The following is a 19,039-nucleotide window of genomic DNA, read 5'->3' as shown; positions in this document are numbered from 1 at the left end:
GCGTCATCCGGGGTGTCAACCGGTCGTGCGCGACCGAACGGCTAGGAGCGTGAGCCTCCGGGCACCCACAAAACGTCGCCACCGGCATTTTGGTTCACGAACCGGCTGGCGACGAACAGATAATCCGAAAGGCGGTTGAGATAGGCGAGCGCGGCCGGGTTGAGCGGAACGCTTTCCGCCGCCGCGATCGCGGTACGCTCGGCGCGGCGCACGATCGCGCGGGCGAGGTGCAGCGCCGCGCCGGCAGCGCTGCCGCCGGGCAGGATGAAGCTGGTGAGCGGGGCGAGCGTGTCGTTCATCGCGTCGATCTCGGCTTCGAGCCGCGCGACCTGCTCGGCCACGATGCGCAATGTCATTTCGGACGGCGTGAAATCCGCGCCCGGCGTGGCGAGATCGGCGCCGAGATCGAACAGATCGTTCTGGATGCGGGTCAGCGCGCCGGCGAACTCGGCACCGCCGAGCGCGACCACCGCGAGGCCGATCGCGCTGTTCGCCTCATCGACATCGCCGATCGCGGCCATGCGCGGATCGGCCTTCGACACGCGCGACCCATCGACCAGCCCGGTGGTGCCGTCGTCGCCGGTGCGCGTGTAGATTTTGTTGAGCTTGACCAGGGTAAACGTCCGATCAGCTTCGCGCGCTGCCGATGAACAGGATCAGCACGATGATGAAGATCGCGATCGCCTGAAAGAAGACGCGGTACTGCATCATCTTGTTCGATTTGAGCGCCGATTCGCTCGGGCCGGTCTCGCCGCTGCGGGCATCGGCGCTGGCGTTGAGCAGGAAGGTGGCGAGGCCGCGGATGAGCACGACCACCACCGCGATCATCGCCGCGATCAGCAAGATGGAGAGGAAGGTCATCATGCGCGCCTACGTTCGAGTACCGGGTACAATCGTTTCCCGTGTCGTTTCGTATCGAGCGAGGCCGAGACACCCTGCGCGGCGCGCGGGGCATGTCCCTCGACTTCGCTCGGGACGAACGGGAAAGGGTCCACCCGTTGCGGATTTGCCTATCTAGGCGTTCGCGGTGGCGATGCCAATGGGGGCGCTCGGCGCGCTTTGTCGATGGGCGCTTCGTCGGCGGGCGCTTCGTTGCGAGCGAGTCACTTGCGCATCGCTCGTCTCCCCCCACCGTTCGTGTCGAGCGCAGTCGAGACACTTCGCGCAGCGCGTGGGGCACGCCCCTCGACTTCGCTCGGGACGAACGGGGAGGGGGCGTAATGTCATGTCCGGGGTTCGCGGCGGCGATGCGGGTGGGTGTGCTTGGCGGGCTTGGCGGTCGGGTGCGACACCCTTCGAACACAACCGTTCCCACACCGTTCGTGTCGAGCGCAGTCGAGACACCTTGCGGCGCGCGTGGGGCACGTCCCTCGACTTCGCTCGGGACGAACGGGGGCGGGTGCATCCTTGCGTAGCGTCGTGTTTAGGCGCTCGCGGTGGCGATGCCATCGGGGAGGCGCCCGGTGCGCAATCGCTCGGCGAGCGCCGCGCCATCCAAGCCGCTGTCGCGCAAGGCCGCCAGCGTCGGCGCGCCGTCGCGTTTGGCGAGGCGCTTGCCGTTCGCGTCGGTGAGCAAGGGATGGTGGTGATAGCGTGGCGTCGGCAGGCCGAGCAGCGCCTGGAGCAGCCGGTGGACGTGGGTGGCGGCGAACAGATCGTGCCCGCGCACGATATCGCTCACGCTTTGCCACGCATCGTCGATCGTCACGGCGAGATGGTAGCTCGCTGGTGCATCCTTGCGCGCGAGCACGACATCGCCGTGGGCGAGCGGATCGGCGGGGATGTCGCCGGCGCTGGCGTCGTGCCAGCGAAGCGGGCCGGTGCGCGCGACCGCCGCCGCCATGTCGATCCGCCAGCAATGCGGCTCGGCGATCCGCGCCGAGGCTTCCGCCGCCGACAGATGGCGGCAGGTGCCGGGATAGACCGGACCATCGGGGCCGCCGTGCGGCGCGGAGAGGCTCGCGGCGATCTCGGCGCGGGTGCAGAAGCATGGATAGAGCAGCCCCATGCCGCGAAGCCGGTCGAGCGCCTGCGCATACGCGTCGAGTCGGGTCGACTGGCGCAACACCGGGCCATCCCAGGTCAGCCCGAGCCAGCGCAGATCCGCTTCGATTGCGGCGATGAACTCCGCGCGGCTGCGCGTGCCGTCGATATCCTCGATGCGGAGCAGGAAGCGTCCGCCGGCCTCGCGCGCAACGTCGTGCGCGCGGATCGCCGAGGCGGCGTGGCCGATGTGGAGCCGTCCGGTCGGGCTCGGCGCGAAGCGCGTCACGATCACGAAGTTCGCCTCGGCCCTTGACCGCGAGTCGCGCGCTGTGCTGTCATCACCACGTCATCCTAGTGGGCGAATGCCGCGCAAGGAAGCGAGGGGAACGCGTACGTGTACCATCCCGACTTGATCCGCCACCCGGATAGCTGCCCGGCGCTGGTGCTGAATGCGGATTATACGCCGCTCAGCTATTATCCGCTGAGCATCTGGCCGTGGCAAACCGCGATCAAGGCAGTGTTCCTCGATCGTGTCGACATCGTCGCCGAATATGAGCGCGAGGTGCGCAGCCCCACGGCGCGGATCAAACTGCCGTCCGTGATCGCGCTCAAGCAATATGTGAAGCCGAGCGCGTTTCCGGCATTCACGCGCTTCAACCTGTTCCTGCGCGACAAGTTCGAATGCCAATATTGCGGTTGCGGGCATGACCTGACCTTCGACCATATCATCCCGCGCGCGCAGGGCGGGCGGACGACCTGGGAGAATGTCGCGACCGCGTGCGCGCCGTGTAACCTCAAGAAGGGCGGGCGGACGCCCAAGCAGGCGGGGATGCCGCTGCACATCGAGGCGATCCGCCCGACGAGCTGGCAGTTGCAGGAGCATGGCCGGCGCTTTCCGCCGAACTTCCTGCATGCGACCTGGCGGGACTGGCTGTATTGGGATGTCGAGCTGGAGGCGTGAGCCGGTTGGTGGCTTGGCGGTCGGTTCGCCACATTACGCAGCGGCCCCGGCCTGCGCCGGGGCGACGATGTGGTCAGAACGGTATCTTTAGCGTCACCTTCGCCTGCAGGTCGCCGAGCCGGCCCTGATCGGCGTGTGGTGAGACCGTCGCGTCGCCGGGGAGCTTCAGGCGCAGGCGCTGGTCCTCGACGTAGCGCTCGGGGAGCGGGCGCAGCCGGTAGGCCTCGTCGCGGCCCTGCCGGCCGCAGACGACGATATCGCCATCTGCGTCGGGCGGGCAGGGCGCGGTGTGGCCGGTCGCCAGTGGCGGCGGATCGGCCGATCCGGGCGCGGCTTGCAGGAACATCGCCATCAGTCCGAGCATCGCTGGCCCTCGTATGGTGTGCGCGCAGCATCGCCGCCGAACATGGCGGCAAGATGGTCGATCCTCCCCGGCGCTTGACCAACCCCGCACCGCGATGCAGCATCGCCGCATGGCAGAGCTTCCCTCGATCGCGAACAACCCCGACGTGCGTTTCCTGGGCAAGCTGCTCGGCGACGTCATCCGTGCCTATGGCGGCGAGATGCTGTTCAAGCGGACCGAGTATATCCGCGCCGCCTCGGTCGACCGGCATCGCGGTGTCGCGGGGGGCGAGGTCGATCTCGGCCTCGGCAGTCTCAGCCTCGACGAGACGCTCGATTTCGTGCGCGGGTTCATGCTGTTCTCGATGCTCGCCAATCTCGCCGAGGATCGCCACGGCGTCGCCGCCGAGAAGGGCGCGGATGTCGCCTCGGCGCTGGCGCGGCTCGCCGAGGAGGGGATCGACAAGAGCGCGGTGATGGCGCTGCTCGATCATGCGCTGATCGTGCCGGTGCTGACCGCGCACCCGACCGAGGTGCGGCGCAAGTCGATGATCGACCATCGCAATCGCATCGCCGAGCTGATGGCGCTGAAAGATGCGGGCCTCGCCGAGACGCCCGAGGGCGACGATGTCGAGGAGGCGATCTACCGCCAGATCGCTTTGCTGTGGCAAACGCGCGTGCTGCGGCGCGAGCGGCTGTACGTGACCGACGAGGTCGAGACCGCGCTCAGCTATCTGCGCGACGTGTTCCTGCCGACGCTGCCCGCCTTGTACCAGCGCTGGGACCGCGCGCTTGGCGAGCGCACGCCGAGTTTCCTGCGGCCGGGAAGCTGGATCGGCGGCGACCGCGACGGCAATCCGTTCGTCACCGCCGATTCGCTGCGCACGGCGCTCGGGCGGTCGTGCGAGGCGGTGATCGGATTCTATCTGGAGGCGCTGAGCGAACTCGGCGCCGAACTGTCGATTTCGAGCGAACTGGCGAGCGTCGACGAATCGGTGCTGGCGCTGGCCGAGGCGAGCGGCGACACCGGCCCGAGCCGAAGTGACGAGCCGTACCGGCGCGCGCTGACCGGCATCTACGCGCGGCTGGCGGCGACGCATCTGAAGCTCACCGGCAAGGCGGCGGCGCGGCCGGCTGCGGTGAAGGGGGAACCCTATGCCGATCCGCAGGCGCTGCGCTCCGATCTGGTCGCGATCGCGCGGGCCTTGCGGGCCGGCGGGGCGGGGGCGCTGTCGAGCGGGGGTGCGCTCGGGCGGCTGATTCGCGCGGTCGAGACGTTCGGCTTCCACCTCGCCACGCTCGACATGCGCCAGAACAGCGCGGTGCATGAGCGTGTGGTGGCGGAACTGCTCAAGGTGGCGGGGGTCGAGGACGATTACCGCGCGCTGGGCGAATCGCAGCGGGTGTCGCTGCTGCGCCACGAACTGTCCAACGCGCGGCCGCTGACCAGCCCGTTCGCCGACTATTCGGACGAGACGCAAAGCGAACTGGCGATCGTGCGCGCGGCGGCCGAGGCGCATGCCAAATACGGGCCGGGCTGCATCACCAATTACATCGTGTCGATGGCGCAGTCGGTGTCGGATCTGCTCGAGATCAACGTGCTGCTCAAGGAAGTCGGGCTGTACCGGCCGGGCGCATCGCCGACCGCCGCGATCATGGCGGTGCCGCTGTTCGAGACGATCGGCGATCTCGAGGCGGCGCCCGAGATCATGACCGAATGGTTCGCTTTGCCCGAGGCCGGCGCGATCACGCGCGCGCGGGGCTTCCAGGAAGTGATGATCGGCTATTCCGATTCGAACAAGGACGGCGGCTATCTCACCTCGACCTGGTCGCTCTCGAAGGCATCGACTGCGCTCAAGGCGGTGTTCGAGCAGGCGGGCGTCGGCATGCAGCTCTTCCACGGTCGTGGCGGCGCGGTCGGGCGGGGCGGCGGCTCGTCGTTCGCGGCGATCCGTGCGCAGCCCGACGGCACCGTGCAGGGCCGCATCCGCATCACCGAACAGGGCGAGGTGATCGCGGGCAAATACGGCACGCGCGAGAGCGCGATGGTCAATCTCGAAGCGATGACGGCGGCGACCCTGCTCGCCACGCTGGAGCCGGTGTCGGCGGCGGATCAGGCGCGGTTCGCGGGCGCGATGGAGCGGATTTCGCAGGATGCGTTCACCGCGTACCGCGATCTCGTCTACGGCACCGAGGGGTTCCGCACCTTCTTCCGCCAGATGACGCCGCTGACCGAGATCGCCGGCCTCAAGATCGGCTCGCGCCCGGCGAGCCGCACCAAATCGGACAAGATCGAGGATCTGCGCGCGATCCCCTGGGTGTTCAGCTGGGCGCAGGCGCGGGTGATGCTGCCGGGCTGGTACGGCGTCGGGCAGGCCCTGGCGGCGTTCGAGGACAAGGGGCTGATCGCCGAAATGGCGCAAGGCTGGCCGTTCTTCGCGGCGATGCTCGGCAACATGGAGCAGGTGATCGCCAAATCCGACATGGGGATCGCCGAGCGCTATGCGGCTTTGGTCGAGGATCGCGCGCTCGCGCAGGCGATCTTCCCGCGCATCCGCGACGGCTGGCAGGTGACGTATGACGCGCTGCTGGCGGCGACGGGGCAGTCGCATCTGCTGGAGAAGCATCCGGCCCTGGATGCGTCGATCCGGTTGCGGCTGCCGTATATCGAGCCGCTCAACATGCTCCAGATCGAGCTTATCAAGCGCCGCCGCGCGGGCGAGGAGGACGAGCGGGTCGGGGTGGGGATTCTGCTGTCGATCAACGCGATCGCGACGGCGTTGCGGAATTCCGGCTAGGCGCGCGAGAGAGTAGCGAAGCTAAGCGCAAGCCCGGCGCAGCCGGAGCCTAGCCCGGCCGGCGGCGCCACAGCGCCGTCCGGCGACGCGGCTTCTTTCTCCGGCCTTCGCGTTTTGGGCGTGTCCCTCGACTTCGCTCTCGCCGGGTTCGTTGCGGTTGCGCGCGTTGATGTCGCCGATTGTGGCACTGCGCCCGCCGGCATGGAATTGCTGCCCGTCGACCAGCTGATGCCGCTACCCCGCCGTGGCTGCGGCTCCATTTACTGTCCCGCGATGATCCGCACCGGCTCCAGCAAGCCTGACGGGGTCAACGGCGTACTGGCGGACAATGGTTTGCCCACGAGGGCGTAGCCGCCGCCCGCCGCGACGTTGGTCCAGGCGTGCGGAGTCTCGCCGGGCTGAAGATCGCCGACGAAGCGGTTCTGCCACGTATTGGCCACGCGAACCTCGATCGCGTTGCGCCCACGGCGCAACAGCCTGGTGACATCGACCCGATAGGGTTTGGCCCAGGCGGTTCCGGCCAGCTGGCCGTTGATTCGTACCTCCGCAACGTCACCGATCGAGCCGAGATCGACATAGAGGCGCTGTCCCGTGCCGAACCAGTCGGAGCGCGCATCGATCGTGCGCCGATAGCTGCCGACGCCGGAGAAATAGCGCACCGCCGGATCGGGATTGGCCGTCCAAGTCCCCGTTGCGCCCCTGATCGGCGCGACGCCGGGCAGGTGCAACGTCCAGTCGCCTGCCAGCGTCGCGAGCGTCCGGTCCATCGGCGCGGAGAGCGTCAGTTGGGTCGTTGTCGCAGGCGTGCGGAAGATCACGAACACCGCTTCATAGGGGTTCAGCGTCAGCGGTATCCTGGTACGCCCGTCCGCGATCGTGTAGCCGACCTTATCGACCCTGCCGGTATCGGCATGCCACACTTCGGGCACGCGTCCTTCCGTCCGGAACCAGACGGGAACGGTCGCGGATCGGTCGCTCTGGTTGGTCACGAAGTACAGTTCACCGTCCGGGAGTGTGCGATGGGTGAACTGGATGTCCATGCCGGGGTCGGGCGCGGCATATTCGAAGTCGCGCGCGATCCTTTCCGCCGCAAGCACGGCGGGGACATCGCGACGCCAGTACACGCGGCCCTTGCCATAGCTGTTGACGGTCATCGCTGCGCCATCGGTCTGCCCCCAAAGCGTATCCGCGATCGTCCGCACCGCATCATCGGGCGAGCCGAGACTGGGCGAGCCGGTCGGTTTCGGCCCCACCAGAACGGCGCCGGCCGCAACCATGTCGCGCAGCTTGGTGATCATCGGCAGCGTCATGCGATCCTCTCCTTCCGGGAGGACGAGCAGCCGGTACCGCATTCCGCCGGGGAACACGATCTGGCCGTTCTCGACCCGAGCGAGCCGCGAGAGCGCATCGGCATTGACGTAGTCGAAGCCATGCCCCGGCAGATCGCGCGCGCCGCCGGCATCCCGATACGGCACGCCAGACGGCGCGCCTTCACCGTAGAAGTACAGCACATCGGCTACGGCATTGCCCTGCTGAAGCAGATAGGAACTGCGCGTGAGATAATCGATCCAAGGCTTCGCCATCTCGGCCCAGGTTTCATGCCGCGTGAAGACCTGCCCGAATGGCCCCAGCGTCAGACCGGGTTTGTGCGTATCGTCGGGCTGGTGTGGCGAGGTGTGGATCACCAGGCGATTGACCCCCATCGCCATGTATTTGTCGACGACCCACTTCAGGCTCCAGGGCGTGGATGTCCATTGCGGCTGCGATGAGGTCAGCGCCTCGGCGGCGACCAGCGGCTTGCCGTAGACGTGCGCCGTCGAGCGCGTTTCGATGATGTCCGCGGGGAACTCGTCGTTCACCACACCCTGATAGGCGGCAGGCTTGCCGCCAAACGGGATCGCCCAGAACTCCCCCATCGGAATGTCGGTCTGGCTCTTGGCGAGCATACCGTCCGCCACGGTCGGCCAGGCGGCGCCGGTGGCCTCGCCATAATAGCCGAGCTTGTGGGCTTTCGCGAAGCGCGTGATCGTACCGTAATGGTTCTCCGCCACCAGATCGGCGAGGGTACGGCGGAAGTCCCATAGGAATGCGTCGCTCTTCTCGGCGCTGTCGACGACATGTCCCGCCAGCACCGGCAACATGCGGGTCAGGTCGTAGCCTCGACGCTGCCGGAATTCCGCCGGCATCGGCTCCGTCCAGTTCTCCTGCCCGGCCTCCCAACTGTCCGTCAGGAGATAGCGCAGGCCATGATCGCCAACCAGCGAGCCGAGCGATGTGATGACCGGCGTCAGATATGCGTCAAGATGCGCGCGGACATGGTCGGCGTTGAGCTTGTCGACCTCAAGCCCCGTGCCCTCCGGTGTGGCCGGATGGTTCACTTCACCGGTCAGCGACCAGCCAGCACGCAGCACCGTCCAGTTCCCCGCCGGCGCGGTCCAGTCGAGCGTGCCGTCAGCGCGGAGCCTGTCGGTCAGGTCGACAATCTCCGAGCCGCGAATGGCTGCGGACACCGGCACGCTGGGCGTCCTCAGCACATCGGCATCGGCGCTGACGCCGAAGCCCGCCCTGTCCTCGAAGAGATCGACTCGCGCACCGGGCACCAGCGCCAGTTCCGCGACGGCAATGCCCGGCTCCTGCGGCCACGGGTTTCGCGACACTTCAGCACGGTCGAACACGATCCGGAAATGGCGCGCGGTCGTCGCTGAAAAGGCGAAGGTCCGTTGCGGAGCGGGATTGTGCGCCGCGCCGACCAGAGTGCGGATGGATCGCCAGACCGTCCCGTCGTCACTCGCTTCGATCCGCCCCTGCGGACCATCCGCGAAGCGTCCGCCGACCGACCCGACATAGGTCAGCGCCCGGATCGTCGCGGGATTGGCGAAATCGTACCGAACCCAAACCGGGGCATCCGGTGACGGCGCCGGGAGGACGACCTTGCCCCCGAGATCGCCGTCGGTCAGTCGCGCGGTATCGACGCCGGCCGCGTTCGTGGTGACGTGCGGGGCGAGACTGGCGAGCGGCACGTCCCCCGAGGGCGTCCTAAACGCCAACACCGCGACGTCGCGCGCCAACACCGGCCCGCCCTCTTCAGGCTTGCCGGTCGGGTCATGCTTGATGATCGTCTGAAACGGGCCGGCATTGGCGGGAAGCGGCGCAAGCTTGCCTGCGCGCCGGCCGCCGGTCAGCCGAGTCTCGCTCCATACGAACTTCTTCATACCCCATTCGGGCTTCACCCACGGGCCGCCGGTCTCACTCCAGCCCGGCGCCGCAGCCATTGCGAATTCAAGGCCGAGCCGGTTCGCTTCGGATGCGGCGAAACGCAGGTTGGCGAACCATTGGGGGCTAAGCACCGTCACCCGCTCGGGCACGATCTTGGGCGCGCCCATATCGCCGTCGAACATCATCGCGCCGGCGATACCGACGCGCTTCATCCACTCGAGATCCTTGGTGATGCCCGCTTGCGATACGTTGCCGCTGAGCCAATGCCACCAGACGCGCGGGCGGGCGGTATCGGGCGGCGCGAGGAACGCGGCGCGCAGCGGATCGGCCTCGAGACTGCCCTGCGTCGGCGGCGCCGGTGACGCGTGAACGGACGTCGCCAGCGTGGTGGTTTGCGCAGCCGCTGTGCCCGCCAGAGCCGTAGTGGCGAACAGAAAGACAAGACGCCGGGAAAACGACAGAATCATGTTTGCTCCCAAAGGGTGCCTGCACCCGGCCAGCGGAGTGGCCGTGACGTCGGCCACTCCGCTCACACCTCAGAACTTCTTACGGATTCCGATCGAGACCACCCGCCCGATCGGCGAAGCGACCGTCGGATCGAAACCGTAATAATTGTTCCCGGTATCGTAATAGAACGGCGGATCGGTATCGAAGAGGTTGCTGACATCAACGGTAAGCTGCGTGTTGGCCGCCACCCCGGAGAATGGCAGTACCCAACCGCCATGGAAGTCGACCGTCGTGAACGACCCCGTATTGCTGTTGTCGATCGGATTCTTGTAGCCGTTTGTATAGTTCACGAAGAGAGTCGCGTCATACCCGCCCTTTGCCCAGCCGAGATGACCGCGCAACTTCAGGTTGACGGCATAATCGGTGTTGAGCCGGCTGGTGACAATCGTATCGCCATTGATCTTCTGGTCGAACTTCCACAGCCAAGTGCCGGCCGCGCCGAGATTGAACGCCCCGTAATCGCTCGCCATTGCATATGAGACGTCGAAATCGACGCCGTCGATCTTCTGCCGGGCGAAGTTCTGACGGCGCAGATCGTAGATGGCGGTCGGCAGCGCCGCCACGTCCGGGTAGGATAGGCCATCGTGTCGGATGCCTGCGGTCGCCGCCAACACCTGTGCGGCGGTCGGCGCGTAGGTGCGGAAGCGATCGTAGGTGGGGTTATTGGGTTCGGTGACGACGTTGAAACTCGGAAAGCTGATAACGTTCTTGTAATCGATGTTGAAATACGACGTGCTGATCTTCAGGCCGGGCAGAAATTTGGGCTTGAGATCGCCGCCGAGCGAGAAGGTTGTGGCCTTCTCGGGCTCGAGCTTGTTGCCGCCGGCGAGAATGATGGAATAGGCGCTCGACCCGGCACCCGTGAAGTCGCCGAAGCGGATGACGCGCGTGTCGATCGCCGTTCCGGCGTCGGCCAGGCTGGGCGCGTGGAAGGATTTGCCGAAGCTGCCGTGCAGCACCAGTCCTTCGACCGGAGTCCAGTTCACCCCCACCTTCGGATTGGTGGTGCCGCCGACGTCGTCGTAATGATCGTACCGGCCGGACAGCGAGATATCGAGCTTTTGGAAACCGGCGGTGGCATTGCCATCGCCAAACACCGGGATGAACAGCTCGCCGTAGAACGAGTAACTGTTCCGGGTTCCCGAAGTCGTGGTTTGCGGGCTGGTGCCGGACGGGCCGGTATCCACCGAGGCGTCGAACTTCTCGCGGCGAACGTCGGCACCGAGTGCGGCCTTGACCAAGCCGCCAGGCAGCTGGAACAGCGAGCCGTCGACCTTGGCGAGCCCTTCCAGCACGGTCTGCTGACCATAATAATGGGTCCGATAGTCGCCGACCTGCGAGACGAGCTTCGGATCGTTGGCCGGCCCGACGCCATAGGGGTTGAACTGTCCGTTCCCGACAAGCGTGGTCAGCAGGGCCTGGTTGATTCCGGCCTGATAGATGTGGTCGCGCTCGCGCCCGTAGTTGATGTCGATCGCCCCCTTCCAATCGCTGAACAGGTTCGCGTCGAGACCCGCGTTGGAAGACCATGTTTCAGTGCGAATGCGATTGGTGACCGTCGGGCCGAAATCACCGATCCCGTTGTAGGTCACCGTTTGCGCGCCCGCCGGTATGCCTTGTGCGACGACCGCGTTGTAGAACGGCCCGCTGGTGACGGGCACGCTGAGCCCGCCGCTGGAACCGTAACCACCGGAGATCGCCAGGAGCGAGTTGACGTTCCGCCTGGAATAGATCGTGCGGGCGCGCAGCGTGATGCCGTCGCTCAGTTCCTGCCGGACAGACAGCAGGCCTTGATGGCGGTGCTGCGCGGGCACAAGGTCGTTGGCCTTGTTGACGTCGCACCGGTTGACGCCGCCGCCGGCGACGCCGGACGACGATAGCGCATAATTCGTTCCGCCGACGGTTACATTGGCGGGGCTACACAGCGTCGATAGCGTGCGCGAGAAGTAATACTCCCGGCTGCGACCGTTCAGCGCGGTATTCTCCGAATATTCATAATCGAAGAGGAGCGAACCCGTATCCCAGGTCTTACCCGCCAGCACATTGCCATTATAGGTCCGGTATCCGCTGCCGAAGCCGATCCGCCCGTTCGTCTCGATCCCGTTCGCATTCTTGCGGAGGATGAAATTGACCACGCCCGCCACCGCATCGGAACCGTAAATCGAGGAAGCGCCATCGGCCACCACTTCGATCCGTTCGATCGCCGACGGCGGGATCGCGCTCGGGTCCGGCGCGGTCTGGTTGATGCCGGCGCCGGGAAGACGAAGGCCATCGACGAGAACCAGCGTCAGACCGCCTCCGCCGTTGCCGACACCGATGCCGTGGATGGCGGGCTGGTCGACGAAATTGGCCTGATCGTGCCCGGTGTTCTGCCCCGTCGCGCCAAAGCTGCCAAGTTGCGGCACCGACCGGAGCAACTCGGTGGTGGTCGAGGCGCCGGTTGCCACGATATCGGCGCGCGAGACCGTTGTCAGGGCCGACCCGGTCGGCGCAACGCCACGAATGCTCGAACCGGTGACGATGATATCCTGGACCGGTTCGGCGGCTGGTGCCTCGGTCGGTGGAGTTTCGGATTGCGGCGGTGCCGCCGGCATTTCCGGCGCGGGATTGGAAACGCTGCGCTGTTCGGCAAAGGCGGCAGCGCGAGGCTTGCTCGTCAGCGAGGCCGCTGAAGGCCGCAGCACAGGTGCCGCAACCGTGTAGGTACGCGGCCCCGTCTGTCGAACCAGCAGCCCCGTGCCGGCGGTGAGACGCTTCAGGCCTTCTTCGACGGTAAACGCGCCTTTGACCTTCGATACGGTCTTGCCCGTCACGGACGAGCCAAGCGCGAGGATCTGGATGCCCGCTTGCTGGGCGAAGCTGACAAGGCCTTTATCTGCTGGCTGCGCATTCACATCGAACTGGCGCGTTACCGCCTGGCCGACGGCGGCGGTCGCGGCAGTCATCGCCACGGTGGACAAGGCCGTCGTAGTGATAAGCGCTAAGATAGGCTGACGAAACAGCAACATGATCCCCTCCCATGATCAGCGCATTGTTGCGCTCTGTTTTGTCAGATGAAGGGTGCGGAAATTTCCTTCAGGCGGTGGGTGATTTTTTTATTCGAAGCGTTGCCCCATCTCGTTCCACATAACCACCGACCAGGCTTGCCGCGGTCGCGGCGAAGCCGTCCAGATCGTCCGTGCTGAACCACCCGACAACCTCGCGATCGGACAGGCTGGGATCGACCTCAAGGCGCTCGACATGATATCGGTTGAACTCTTCGACTGCGGCACCGAGCGTCATTCTGTCCAGAACGATCCGTCCCTCGCGCCAGGCAAGGCGCTGATCCGAAGCCGGACCATCGATCAGGTCACGCTGAAGATTGCCATATTGATCGACGATCGCGCGGTGCCCGGCTTCGACAAGAACCGCCGCATGCGTGGCGGCAAGCGGCCAAACCCGCACAATGCCTTCGGTGACGATGATTTCGGTCGAATCCGCATGGCGCCGGACATCGAATGCCGTGCCGACCGCCTGCGCGACCGCAGGACCGGCGGAGACCGTAAACGGCCTTTCCCGGTTTTTAGCGACTTGGAACCAGGCCTCGCCACTCGCCAAGGTGACATCGCGCCGCTGCTCCGTGAAGGAAATCCGAAGCGCTGACCGACTGTTGACCATCGCCACGGAGCCGTCCTCGAGCGGAACATGGCGAATTTCCCCAACTTCGGTTGTGATGCGCCGTGCCCTCGGCCAAATCTGCCATGCTACTCCGCCCGCCAGCATCGCCGCCAACCCGGTGCCGAACTTGAGAAGCCGTCTCCGAGATGGCGCGTCGTCGATTTCTTCGTTTTCATTGCCGACGACCGGCTCGATCGGCTTGCCGCGCAGCGCACGCGCGCGATCGAGCAAGCTCAGCGCCGCGCGCTGACGCAGAAACGCACCCTGATGCCGACGGTCGGCGCTGAGCCACTGATTGAGGGTAATCTCCTCATCAGCGGTCAAACCACGATCGAGACGTGCGGCCCATTCACTGGCTTCGGTATCAATCTTGGACACGATGCCGAGCCTTTCCGTATCGCTTGCCCGCACCTGCGAGAGGAAGCTCGGCCAGTTCCTCCTGCGTCAAAGCTCGCACGATCTTGTCCAGGCTGCGCGATACCTCATTTTCGACGACCGATTCGCTAACGCCGAGCCGGGTGGAAATATCACGCTGCGATAGGCCGTCGATCTTGCGCATGCGAAAGATCTGCCTCCCACGCTCCGGAAGCGTCGCGATCAGTTGTTCGACGCGTGCCAGCATCCGCCGATCCGAGGTCAGGCGTTCAGGATTTCCACATTCGACCTCAGCCGCTTGCTCCAACTCTGCCAGGCCGGTCGCTGCCTCGATGCTGACGATCCTATCGCGACGAAGCTGCTCGAGCACGATGTTGCGTGCCGTTTTGAAAAAATACTGGCGCGGGTCATTGATATGGCTCACGCGCTCAAGCGTGGCGATACGGCAATACGCCTCCTGCACGACGTCATCCACATCGATCGCGGGAAACGCAGATCGCAGCCAATTTCGCAACCGCGCCTCGTGCGGCAGAATATAGCGCCCTACCCATCCGACCAGTTGCCCTGACGCCAGCTTCATTCCACCCTCACCAAGGCGTAGATGCGCCAAGTCTCGTTTTCCTTCACCTCGTGGTGCACAGTGCCTGAAAAAAAAGCGAGCTTGTCGGTGGCGGGCCATGGTGAGGCCCGCCTCGTTATTGCGCGCCGAACGGTTTCGCAGACCTCGGAAGCCGTGCGATCGAACATCTGATAATGTCCTATATGGGGCGTCTCCCCGTGGCGCGACGAGCCGGCTATTTCGCGCGGCCGGCCTTCTCGTCCGCTAGGCGTCTCTCGAACAGCGCCGCGTAAGTGTCGGCATAAGCGCGGCAGGCGCTGCTGTCGATGAACGGATTGGGCTTTCGCGACGCCGCGAGCTTGCGTGCCTTCACGTCGCCATCGGACTGGCCGGGGTGCGGCGTGATGAGGATGTCGCACGGCAGCGCGCGGACGGTGGCGAAGCTGCGGCGGAAAGCGTCGGCTTCTTCGGGGTGCGCTGTGTAGCGATAGCCCGGCCCTGCGATCGGGTTGAGGCTGGCGGCGAAAACCGTGCTCAGACACCGACGGCCCTCGCAGGATCGCCAGGTCCAACTCATGCTGCCGGGGGTGTGCCCGGCGGTCATGCGGGCGGTGACGATGGTGTCGCCGAGGCGGATCGGCGTGCCATCGGTGACAGCGCGCACGCGGGCGGTGGCGGGATAGGCGACGCCCCAGGCGATCTGCGGATCGTCGGCGGCTGGCTGGCCTGAGCGCAGCACGCCGGCGGCAGCGGCGCTGGCAATCACGGTCGCGCCACTGTCGCGGGCGAGCGCGGCGATGCCACTGGCATGATCGAAATGCGGCTCGGTGTTGAGGATCAGCTTTACGTCGGCGATACGAAAGCCGAGCCGGCGGATGTTCGCCTCGATCGCCCGAACTCCTTGCGGCACCGCGCCGTCGATCAGGATCAGGCCCGCAGACGTGCGGATCAGGACGACGTTGAGCCCGCCGAAGCCGACGAGATAGGTGTTGCCGTAAATGTGCAAAGGCGCCTGCGGCGTGATCCACTTCGCCGAATCCGCGGGCAGGATCGGGCGCAGCAGCGGATCGTCGGCATGAGCATTTCCCGGCACTCCCACCATCCCCGCCAGACCGAGTATCGCCGCCAAAACGCTCTTCATGATCAATCTCCCTTATCGCTCGATGACGATGCGACAGGGATGGGTCGGCGCGCAAAGCATCATATCTCGACAGAGACATGAGGTGGGTTCATGCCGCGGCGATGGACCGCGCCCATCTCCCGCTCAATGCACTGCGCGCCTTCGAGGCGGCGGCGCGGCATCTCAACTTCACGCGCGCTGCGATCGAACTGCGGGTCTCTCAAGGTGCGATCAGCCATCAGGTCGCTGCACTCGAACAGCGGCTCGGCACGCCGCTGTTCCGCCGTCTGCCGCGCGGTCTGGCGCTGACCGACGAGGGCCACGCGCTCGTGCCGGTCGTCGCGAGCGCCTTCGACGCGATCGGCGCAACGCTCGACCGCTATGCGGGCGGGCGCCTGAGCGAGGTACTGAGTGTCGGGGTCGTAGGCACCTTCGCGGGCGGTTGGCTGCTGCCGAGACTGGCGGAATTTGGCCGCGTCCATCCGCATATCGACCTGCGGTTGATGACCAACAACAATCGCGTCGATCTCGCAGGCGAGGGGCTGGATCTGGCGATCCGCTTCGGCGATGGCGCGTGGCACGGCACGCATGCCGAACCGATCCTCAACGCACCGCTGTCGCCCTTGTGCGCGCCTGCCGTGGCGGATCGCCTGACGATGCCCGAGGCGCTGGCTCGCGAGACGTTGTTCCGCTCCTACCGCCCCGACGAATGGCCGTCCTGGTTCGCAGCGGCCGGCGTGGCACCGCCGCCAATCCGCGGGCTGGTGTTCGACACATCGCTGCTGATGGTTGCGGCCGCGAAGGCGGGGCTCGGCGTCGCCATGGCGCCGCCCGCGATGTTCGCGGACGAGTTGACGGCTGGGCGCCTTGTCCAGCCCTTCGCGATCGAAATCACGACCGGGCGCTATTGGCTGACTCGATTGATGTCGCGGCAAGACACGCCGGCGATGCGGGCATTTCGGGAGTGGCTGATGGGGGCGGCGGGTTGAGCCCCATCCAGCTCGCGAGCCGGAAAGGTGCGCCGACGACGATATCGGCGGGCAGATGATGGTGCCGCACCCTATGCCGTTCATGACGCCTTCCGAAGCGTCGGAACTGCAGTCCAAAACTGACGCTGGGCCAACGCCAGATCCGGCCTTCAGCTCGGCTCCGACACACCCGACCTGGATTCATCGCCAGCGAACGGCAGTTATGCCTGCTTCTGGCGAATCCAGCTATCGCGCTCGGCGAAAATTTTCTGCATTTCCGTCATGTTTTCGGTCCCCCAGATGCATAATGGCTCAAGTGCCTGGGCCAGGCTCTCGCCAAGCGGCGTCAGCGTGTAATCGACGCGTGGCGGCACCTCCTTATAATCGTTCCTGCGCAATACGCCGTCCGCCTCCAGCTCCTTCAAATGCTGGGTTAGCATCTTGTCGCTGACGTCGCGCACGGCGCGCTTGAGTTCACCGTAGCGCGTCGGTCCGCGCAGCAGGAAATACAGGATGAGCGGTTTCCATTTACCGGAAATGACCTTGAGGGTCGCGTCGAGGCCGCAGGTGAAGGCGGGCGCAACCGGAAGGGGATCTGCCATAGCGGGTCGGACCTCGTCGGACATTTAATATACTTACCAAAAGGTGCATACTTGCTGATAGGTATGTCGCGGGCCAGCTACATGCAACCAAGAACTGGAGGCATGTATGAACCGACTGGCAGGCAAGACTGCGATCATCACCGGCGGCGGCACGGGCATTGGCCTGGCTTCGGCGAGACGCTTCATCGAGGAAGGGGCGTTCGTCTACATCTTCGGCCGAAGGCAGGAGAAGCTGGACGCAGCCGTGGCCACGCTCGGGGCGAATGCGCGTGCGGTGGTGGGATCGGTCACCGATGCCGGCGATCTCGACCGGCTGTTCGATACGGTGAAGCAGGAACGCGGTACGCTCGATATCCTGTTCGCCAATGCCGGTACGGGCGCGCTGGCGCCGCTTACCGAAATCACGTCCGAACATTATGACGAGACTTTCGACATCAATGTGAAGGGCACGATCTTCACGGTGCAGAAAGGCCTGAAGCTGATGGGCGAGGGTGGTTCGGTCATCCTTACCGGCTCGACCACCGGCGTGATGGGAACGCCGGCGTTCAGCATCTACAGCGCTTCGAAGGCTGCTGTTCGCAACCTCGCGCGCAGTTGGGCGCAGGATCTGCGCGGTACGGGCATTCGCGTCAACGTCCTGTCGCCTGGACCAACGCTTACCGAACTGGCGGCTGAGGTCGTCGGTCGCGACGCGATGATCGAGATGGGGTCTACCACGCCGATCGGGCATGTCGGCGACCCGTCGGAAGTTGCCGCGGCCGCTGCGTTCCTCGCATCGCCGGATAGCAGCTTCATGACAGGCAGCGAGCTGTTCACCGACGGGGGCCTGGCCCAAATCTGACGAACGAAGTCAGCGGGCGAAAAACGTCCGCTGACTTCGAATGCGGTACTGGCCAAATCCACAAACCCGAACGCGCGGCGTACTCACCCCGCGTCAGGCCTAACGCGATCTTGGCGCGCGATGAACGAGCCGCTGGAGTTCGTGCTGCGGCCCAAGAGTCCGGTTGGTACTGATTGCGTCATTTTATGAATACCACTGCCCGGCTTTGACAGCTTCGTGCCGCACGGCGCGGTGCTGGGCACCGCCGTGTTGCTTTCGCTGCTCGCCTGGAGCCTATCTCGCAAAGAGCGCCGCGGCCGAGGTTGCGGAACTCGAGCCGATCGTCGCTTGCCCGGAGCCCGGCGAAAAGCCGCTCCTGGCGGCGTCTCGGTCACGCTTGGCCGAAGCTACGCGCGCTTGGTTCTTTCGCCGCCGCCGTAGTTGCGGTCGGAAGCGCATTCGAATTCGTTCGCCGATGCGACAACCTCGGAAATCCGCGCACCACCTCACAAAGAGGCTCCCGATACCCGTCCGAAGCTGCCTACCTATATTTCTCGAATCGAAACATTCCTCCAAGCAGGTCGGCGAGACCGGGTTTGGCTGGTTCCGGATGGTGGCGGTTGAAGAACTCGACGATCCTGAAGCCGCACTTGTTGACGTAGAAATGGATGTTCCGCCTGTCGAAATACGGTGTGTGGGTTTGCCAGCACACGGTATCCGGGAAGCGCAGCTCAATCGCCGACCAGGCCTTAAACCCTAACCCACGACCATGTACGCCGGGCACGATAAAGAGGAGATCAAGAGAATTGTGATGCCGGTGGCCATCGATTGTCACGACGGCACCGCCAACGTTTCGGCCATCACTCGCGATGTGCAGGACGACCGCTCCCGGTGCCCCGATCGAGCGGTCGAGATCGGCGTCCGAAGGAATGGCGCCGTCGGCGAGGCCACCGAATTGCTCGATCACGGGCGCGCTAAACGCCTCCTGCAATGCCTGTTTGAAGGCAGGCAGATCAGCGGGGCGAGCGACTTCAAGCGTGACGTTGGCTTGCGACATCATATCTGCTTTCGAGTGTTGATTTTAAGAACGGTCGTTTCCCGGATGCGCGGTCGGACCGCACGGTCGCG

The 19,039-nt window shown here is 65.4% G+C and carries 15 protein-coding genes; 4 read left to right on the top strand and 11 right to left on the bottom strand.

What is annotated here, in order from left to right:
- Positions 1-41 precede the first annotated feature (41 nt).
- The 3 genes from J0A91_RS03975 to gluQRS form a co-directional block, all read right to left on the bottom strand.
- Positions 42-614, bottom strand: a complete 573-nt coding sequence (locus tag J0A91_RS03975; protein ID WP_069203823.1) for a cob(I)yrinic acid a,c-diamide adenosyltransferase — start codon at positions 612-614, stop codon at positions 42-44.
- A 13-nt stretch (positions 615-627) separates the two neighbouring features.
- Positions 628-861 (bottom strand): twin transmembrane helix small protein, encoded by a 234-nt coding sequence (locus tag J0A91_RS03970; RefSeq protein ID WP_420852813.1) that lies wholly within the window; start codon positions 859-861, stop codon positions 628-630.
- A 562-nt stretch (positions 862-1,423) separates the two neighbouring features.
- Entirely contained in the window at positions 1,424-2,278 is an 855-nt protein-coding gene (gene gluQRS, locus J0A91_RS03965) for a tRNA glutamyl-Q(34) synthetase GluQRS (protein WP_069203821.1), read from the bottom strand.
- Between the two features lie 102 nt (positions 2,279-2,380).
- Between gluQRS and J0A91_RS03960 the strand changes: the two genes are divergently transcribed.
- Entirely contained in the window at positions 2,381-2,947 is a 567-nt protein-coding gene (locus J0A91_RS03960) for an HNH endonuclease (RefSeq protein WP_069203820.1), read from the top strand.
- 73 nt (positions 2,948-3,020) lie between these two features.
- On the opposite strand, the gene J0A91_RS03955 is transcribed toward J0A91_RS03960, so the two are convergent.
- Complete coding sequence (locus tag J0A91_RS03955) at positions 3,021-3,311, bottom strand: hypothetical protein (RefSeq protein ID WP_069203819.1); 291 nt, start codon at positions 3,309-3,311, stop codon at positions 3,021-3,023.
- A gap of 109 nt (positions 3,312-3,420) precedes the next feature.
- Here J0A91_RS03955 and ppc point away from each other — a divergent pair, with 109 nt between their 5' ends.
- Positions 3,421-6,087 (top strand): phosphoenolpyruvate carboxylase, encoded by a 2,667-nt coding sequence (gene ppc / locus J0A91_RS03950; protein ID WP_069207011.1) that lies wholly within the window; start codon positions 3,421-3,423, stop codon positions 6,085-6,087.
- A gap of 260 nt (positions 6,088-6,347) precedes the next feature.
- Here ppc and J0A91_RS03945 read toward each other — a convergent pair whose 3' ends face one another.
- The 5 genes from J0A91_RS03945 to bla form a co-directional block, all read right to left on the bottom strand.
- Entirely contained in the window at positions 6,348-9,770 is a 3,423-nt protein-coding gene (locus tag J0A91_RS03945) for a glycosyl hydrolase (RefSeq protein WP_069203818.1), read from the bottom strand.
- 69 nt (positions 9,771-9,839) lie between these two features.
- Positions 9,840-12,755: a TonB-dependent receptor gene (locus J0A91_RS25045; RefSeq protein WP_069203817.1), complete on the bottom strand. Its 2,916-nt coding sequence runs from the start codon at positions 12,753-12,755 to the stop codon at positions 9,840-9,842.
- A gap of 130 nt (positions 12,756-12,885) precedes the next feature.
- Positions 12,886-13,845: a FecR family protein gene (locus J0A91_RS03935; protein ID WP_240502190.1), complete on the bottom strand. Its 960-nt coding sequence runs from the start codon at positions 13,843-13,845 to the stop codon at positions 12,886-12,888.
- Complete coding sequence (locus J0A91_RS03930; protein ID WP_240502189.1) at positions 13,832-14,452, bottom strand: RNA polymerase sigma factor; 621 nt, start codon at positions 14,450-14,452, stop codon at positions 13,832-13,834. The genes J0A91_RS03935 and J0A91_RS03930 overlap by 14 nt, the downstream gene beginning before the upstream one ends.
- 184 nt (positions 14,453-14,636) lie before the next feature.
- A complete protein-coding gene (bla, locus tag J0A91_RS03925; protein ID WP_069203816.1) occupies positions 14,637-15,542 on the bottom strand; it encodes a subclass B3 metallo-beta-lactamase in 906 nt (301 codons plus the stop codon).
- Positions 15,543-15,643: 101 nt separating this feature from the next.
- On the opposite strand from bla, the gene J0A91_RS03920 reads away from it, so the two are divergent.
- On the top strand, positions 15,644-16,510 hold the full coding sequence (locus J0A91_RS03920) for a LysR family transcriptional regulator (protein WP_069203815.1): 867 nt from the start codon (positions 15,644-15,646) through the stop codon (positions 16,508-16,510).
- 200 nt (positions 16,511-16,710) lie between these two features.
- On the opposite strand, the gene J0A91_RS03915 is transcribed toward J0A91_RS03920, so the two are convergent.
- Positions 16,711-17,115 (bottom strand): winged helix-turn-helix transcriptional regulator, encoded by a 405-nt coding sequence (locus J0A91_RS03915; RefSeq protein ID WP_240502188.1) that lies wholly within the window; start codon positions 17,113-17,115, stop codon positions 16,711-16,713.
- 82 nt (positions 17,116-17,197) lie between these two features.
- Between J0A91_RS03915 and J0A91_RS03910 the strand changes: the two genes are divergently transcribed.
- Positions 17,198-17,932 carry an SDR family NAD(P)-dependent oxidoreductase gene (locus J0A91_RS03910; protein ID WP_069203813.1) on the top strand — a complete coding sequence of 245 codons (735 nt, stop codon included), beginning with the start codon at positions 17,198-17,200 and terminating at the stop codon, positions 17,930-17,932.
- A 520-nt stretch (positions 17,933-18,452) separates the two neighbouring features.
- Here J0A91_RS03910 and J0A91_RS03905 read toward each other — a convergent pair.
- Positions 18,453-18,971, bottom strand: a complete 519-nt coding sequence (locus J0A91_RS03905) for a GNAT family N-acetyltransferase (RefSeq protein WP_206364983.1) — start codon at positions 18,969-18,971, stop codon at positions 18,453-18,455.
- Between the last annotated feature and the right edge of the window lie 68 nt (positions 18,972-19,039).

It is taken from the genome of Sphingomonas panacis, from assembly GCF_001717955.1.
GTDB lineage: Bacteria > Pseudomonadota > Alphaproteobacteria > Sphingomonadales > Sphingomonadaceae > Sphingomonas > Sphingomonas panacis.
Note: the sequence above shows the minus strand (reverse complement) of the source record. Positions and strands in the feature narration are given on the sequence as shown.

Coding starts and splice junctions, on each gene's coding strand:
- J0A91_RS03970 (WP_420852813.1), bottom strand. CDS start 861: ATGACCTTCCTCTCCATCTTGCTGATCGCGGCGATGATCGCGGTGGTG.
- J0A91_RS03955 (WP_069203819.1), bottom strand. CDS start 3,311: ATGCTCGGACTGATGGCGATGTTCCTGCAAGCCGCGCCCGGATCGGCC.
- ppc (WP_069207011.1), top strand. CDS start 3,421: ATGGCAGAGCTTCCCTCGATCGCGAACAACCCCGACGTGCGTTTCCTG.
- J0A91_RS03945 (WP_069203818.1), bottom strand. CDS start 9,770: ATGATTCTGTCGTTTTCCCGGCGTCTTGTCTTTCTGTTCGCCACTACG.
- J0A91_RS25045 (WP_069203817.1), bottom strand. CDS start 12,755: ATGACTGCCGCGACCGCCGCCGTCGGCCAGGCGGTAACGCGCCAGTTC.
- bla (WP_069203816.1), bottom strand. CDS start 15,542: ATGAAGAGCGTTTTGGCGGCGATACTCGGTCTGGCGGGGATGGTGGGA.
- J0A91_RS03920 (WP_069203815.1), top strand. CDS start 15,644: ATGGACCGCGCCCATCTCCCGCTCAATGCACTGCGCGCCTTCGAGGCG.
- J0A91_RS03915 (WP_240502188.1), bottom strand. CDS start 17,115: ATGTCCGACGAGGTCCGACCCGCTATGGCAGATCCCCTTCCGGTTGCG.
- J0A91_RS03910 (WP_069203813.1), top strand. CDS start 17,198: ATGAACCGACTGGCAGGCAAGACTGCGATCATCACCGGCGGCGGCACG.
- J0A91_RS03905 (WP_206364983.1), bottom strand. CDS start 18,971: ATGATGTCGCAAGCCAACGTCACGCTTGAAGTCGCTCGCCCCGCTGAT.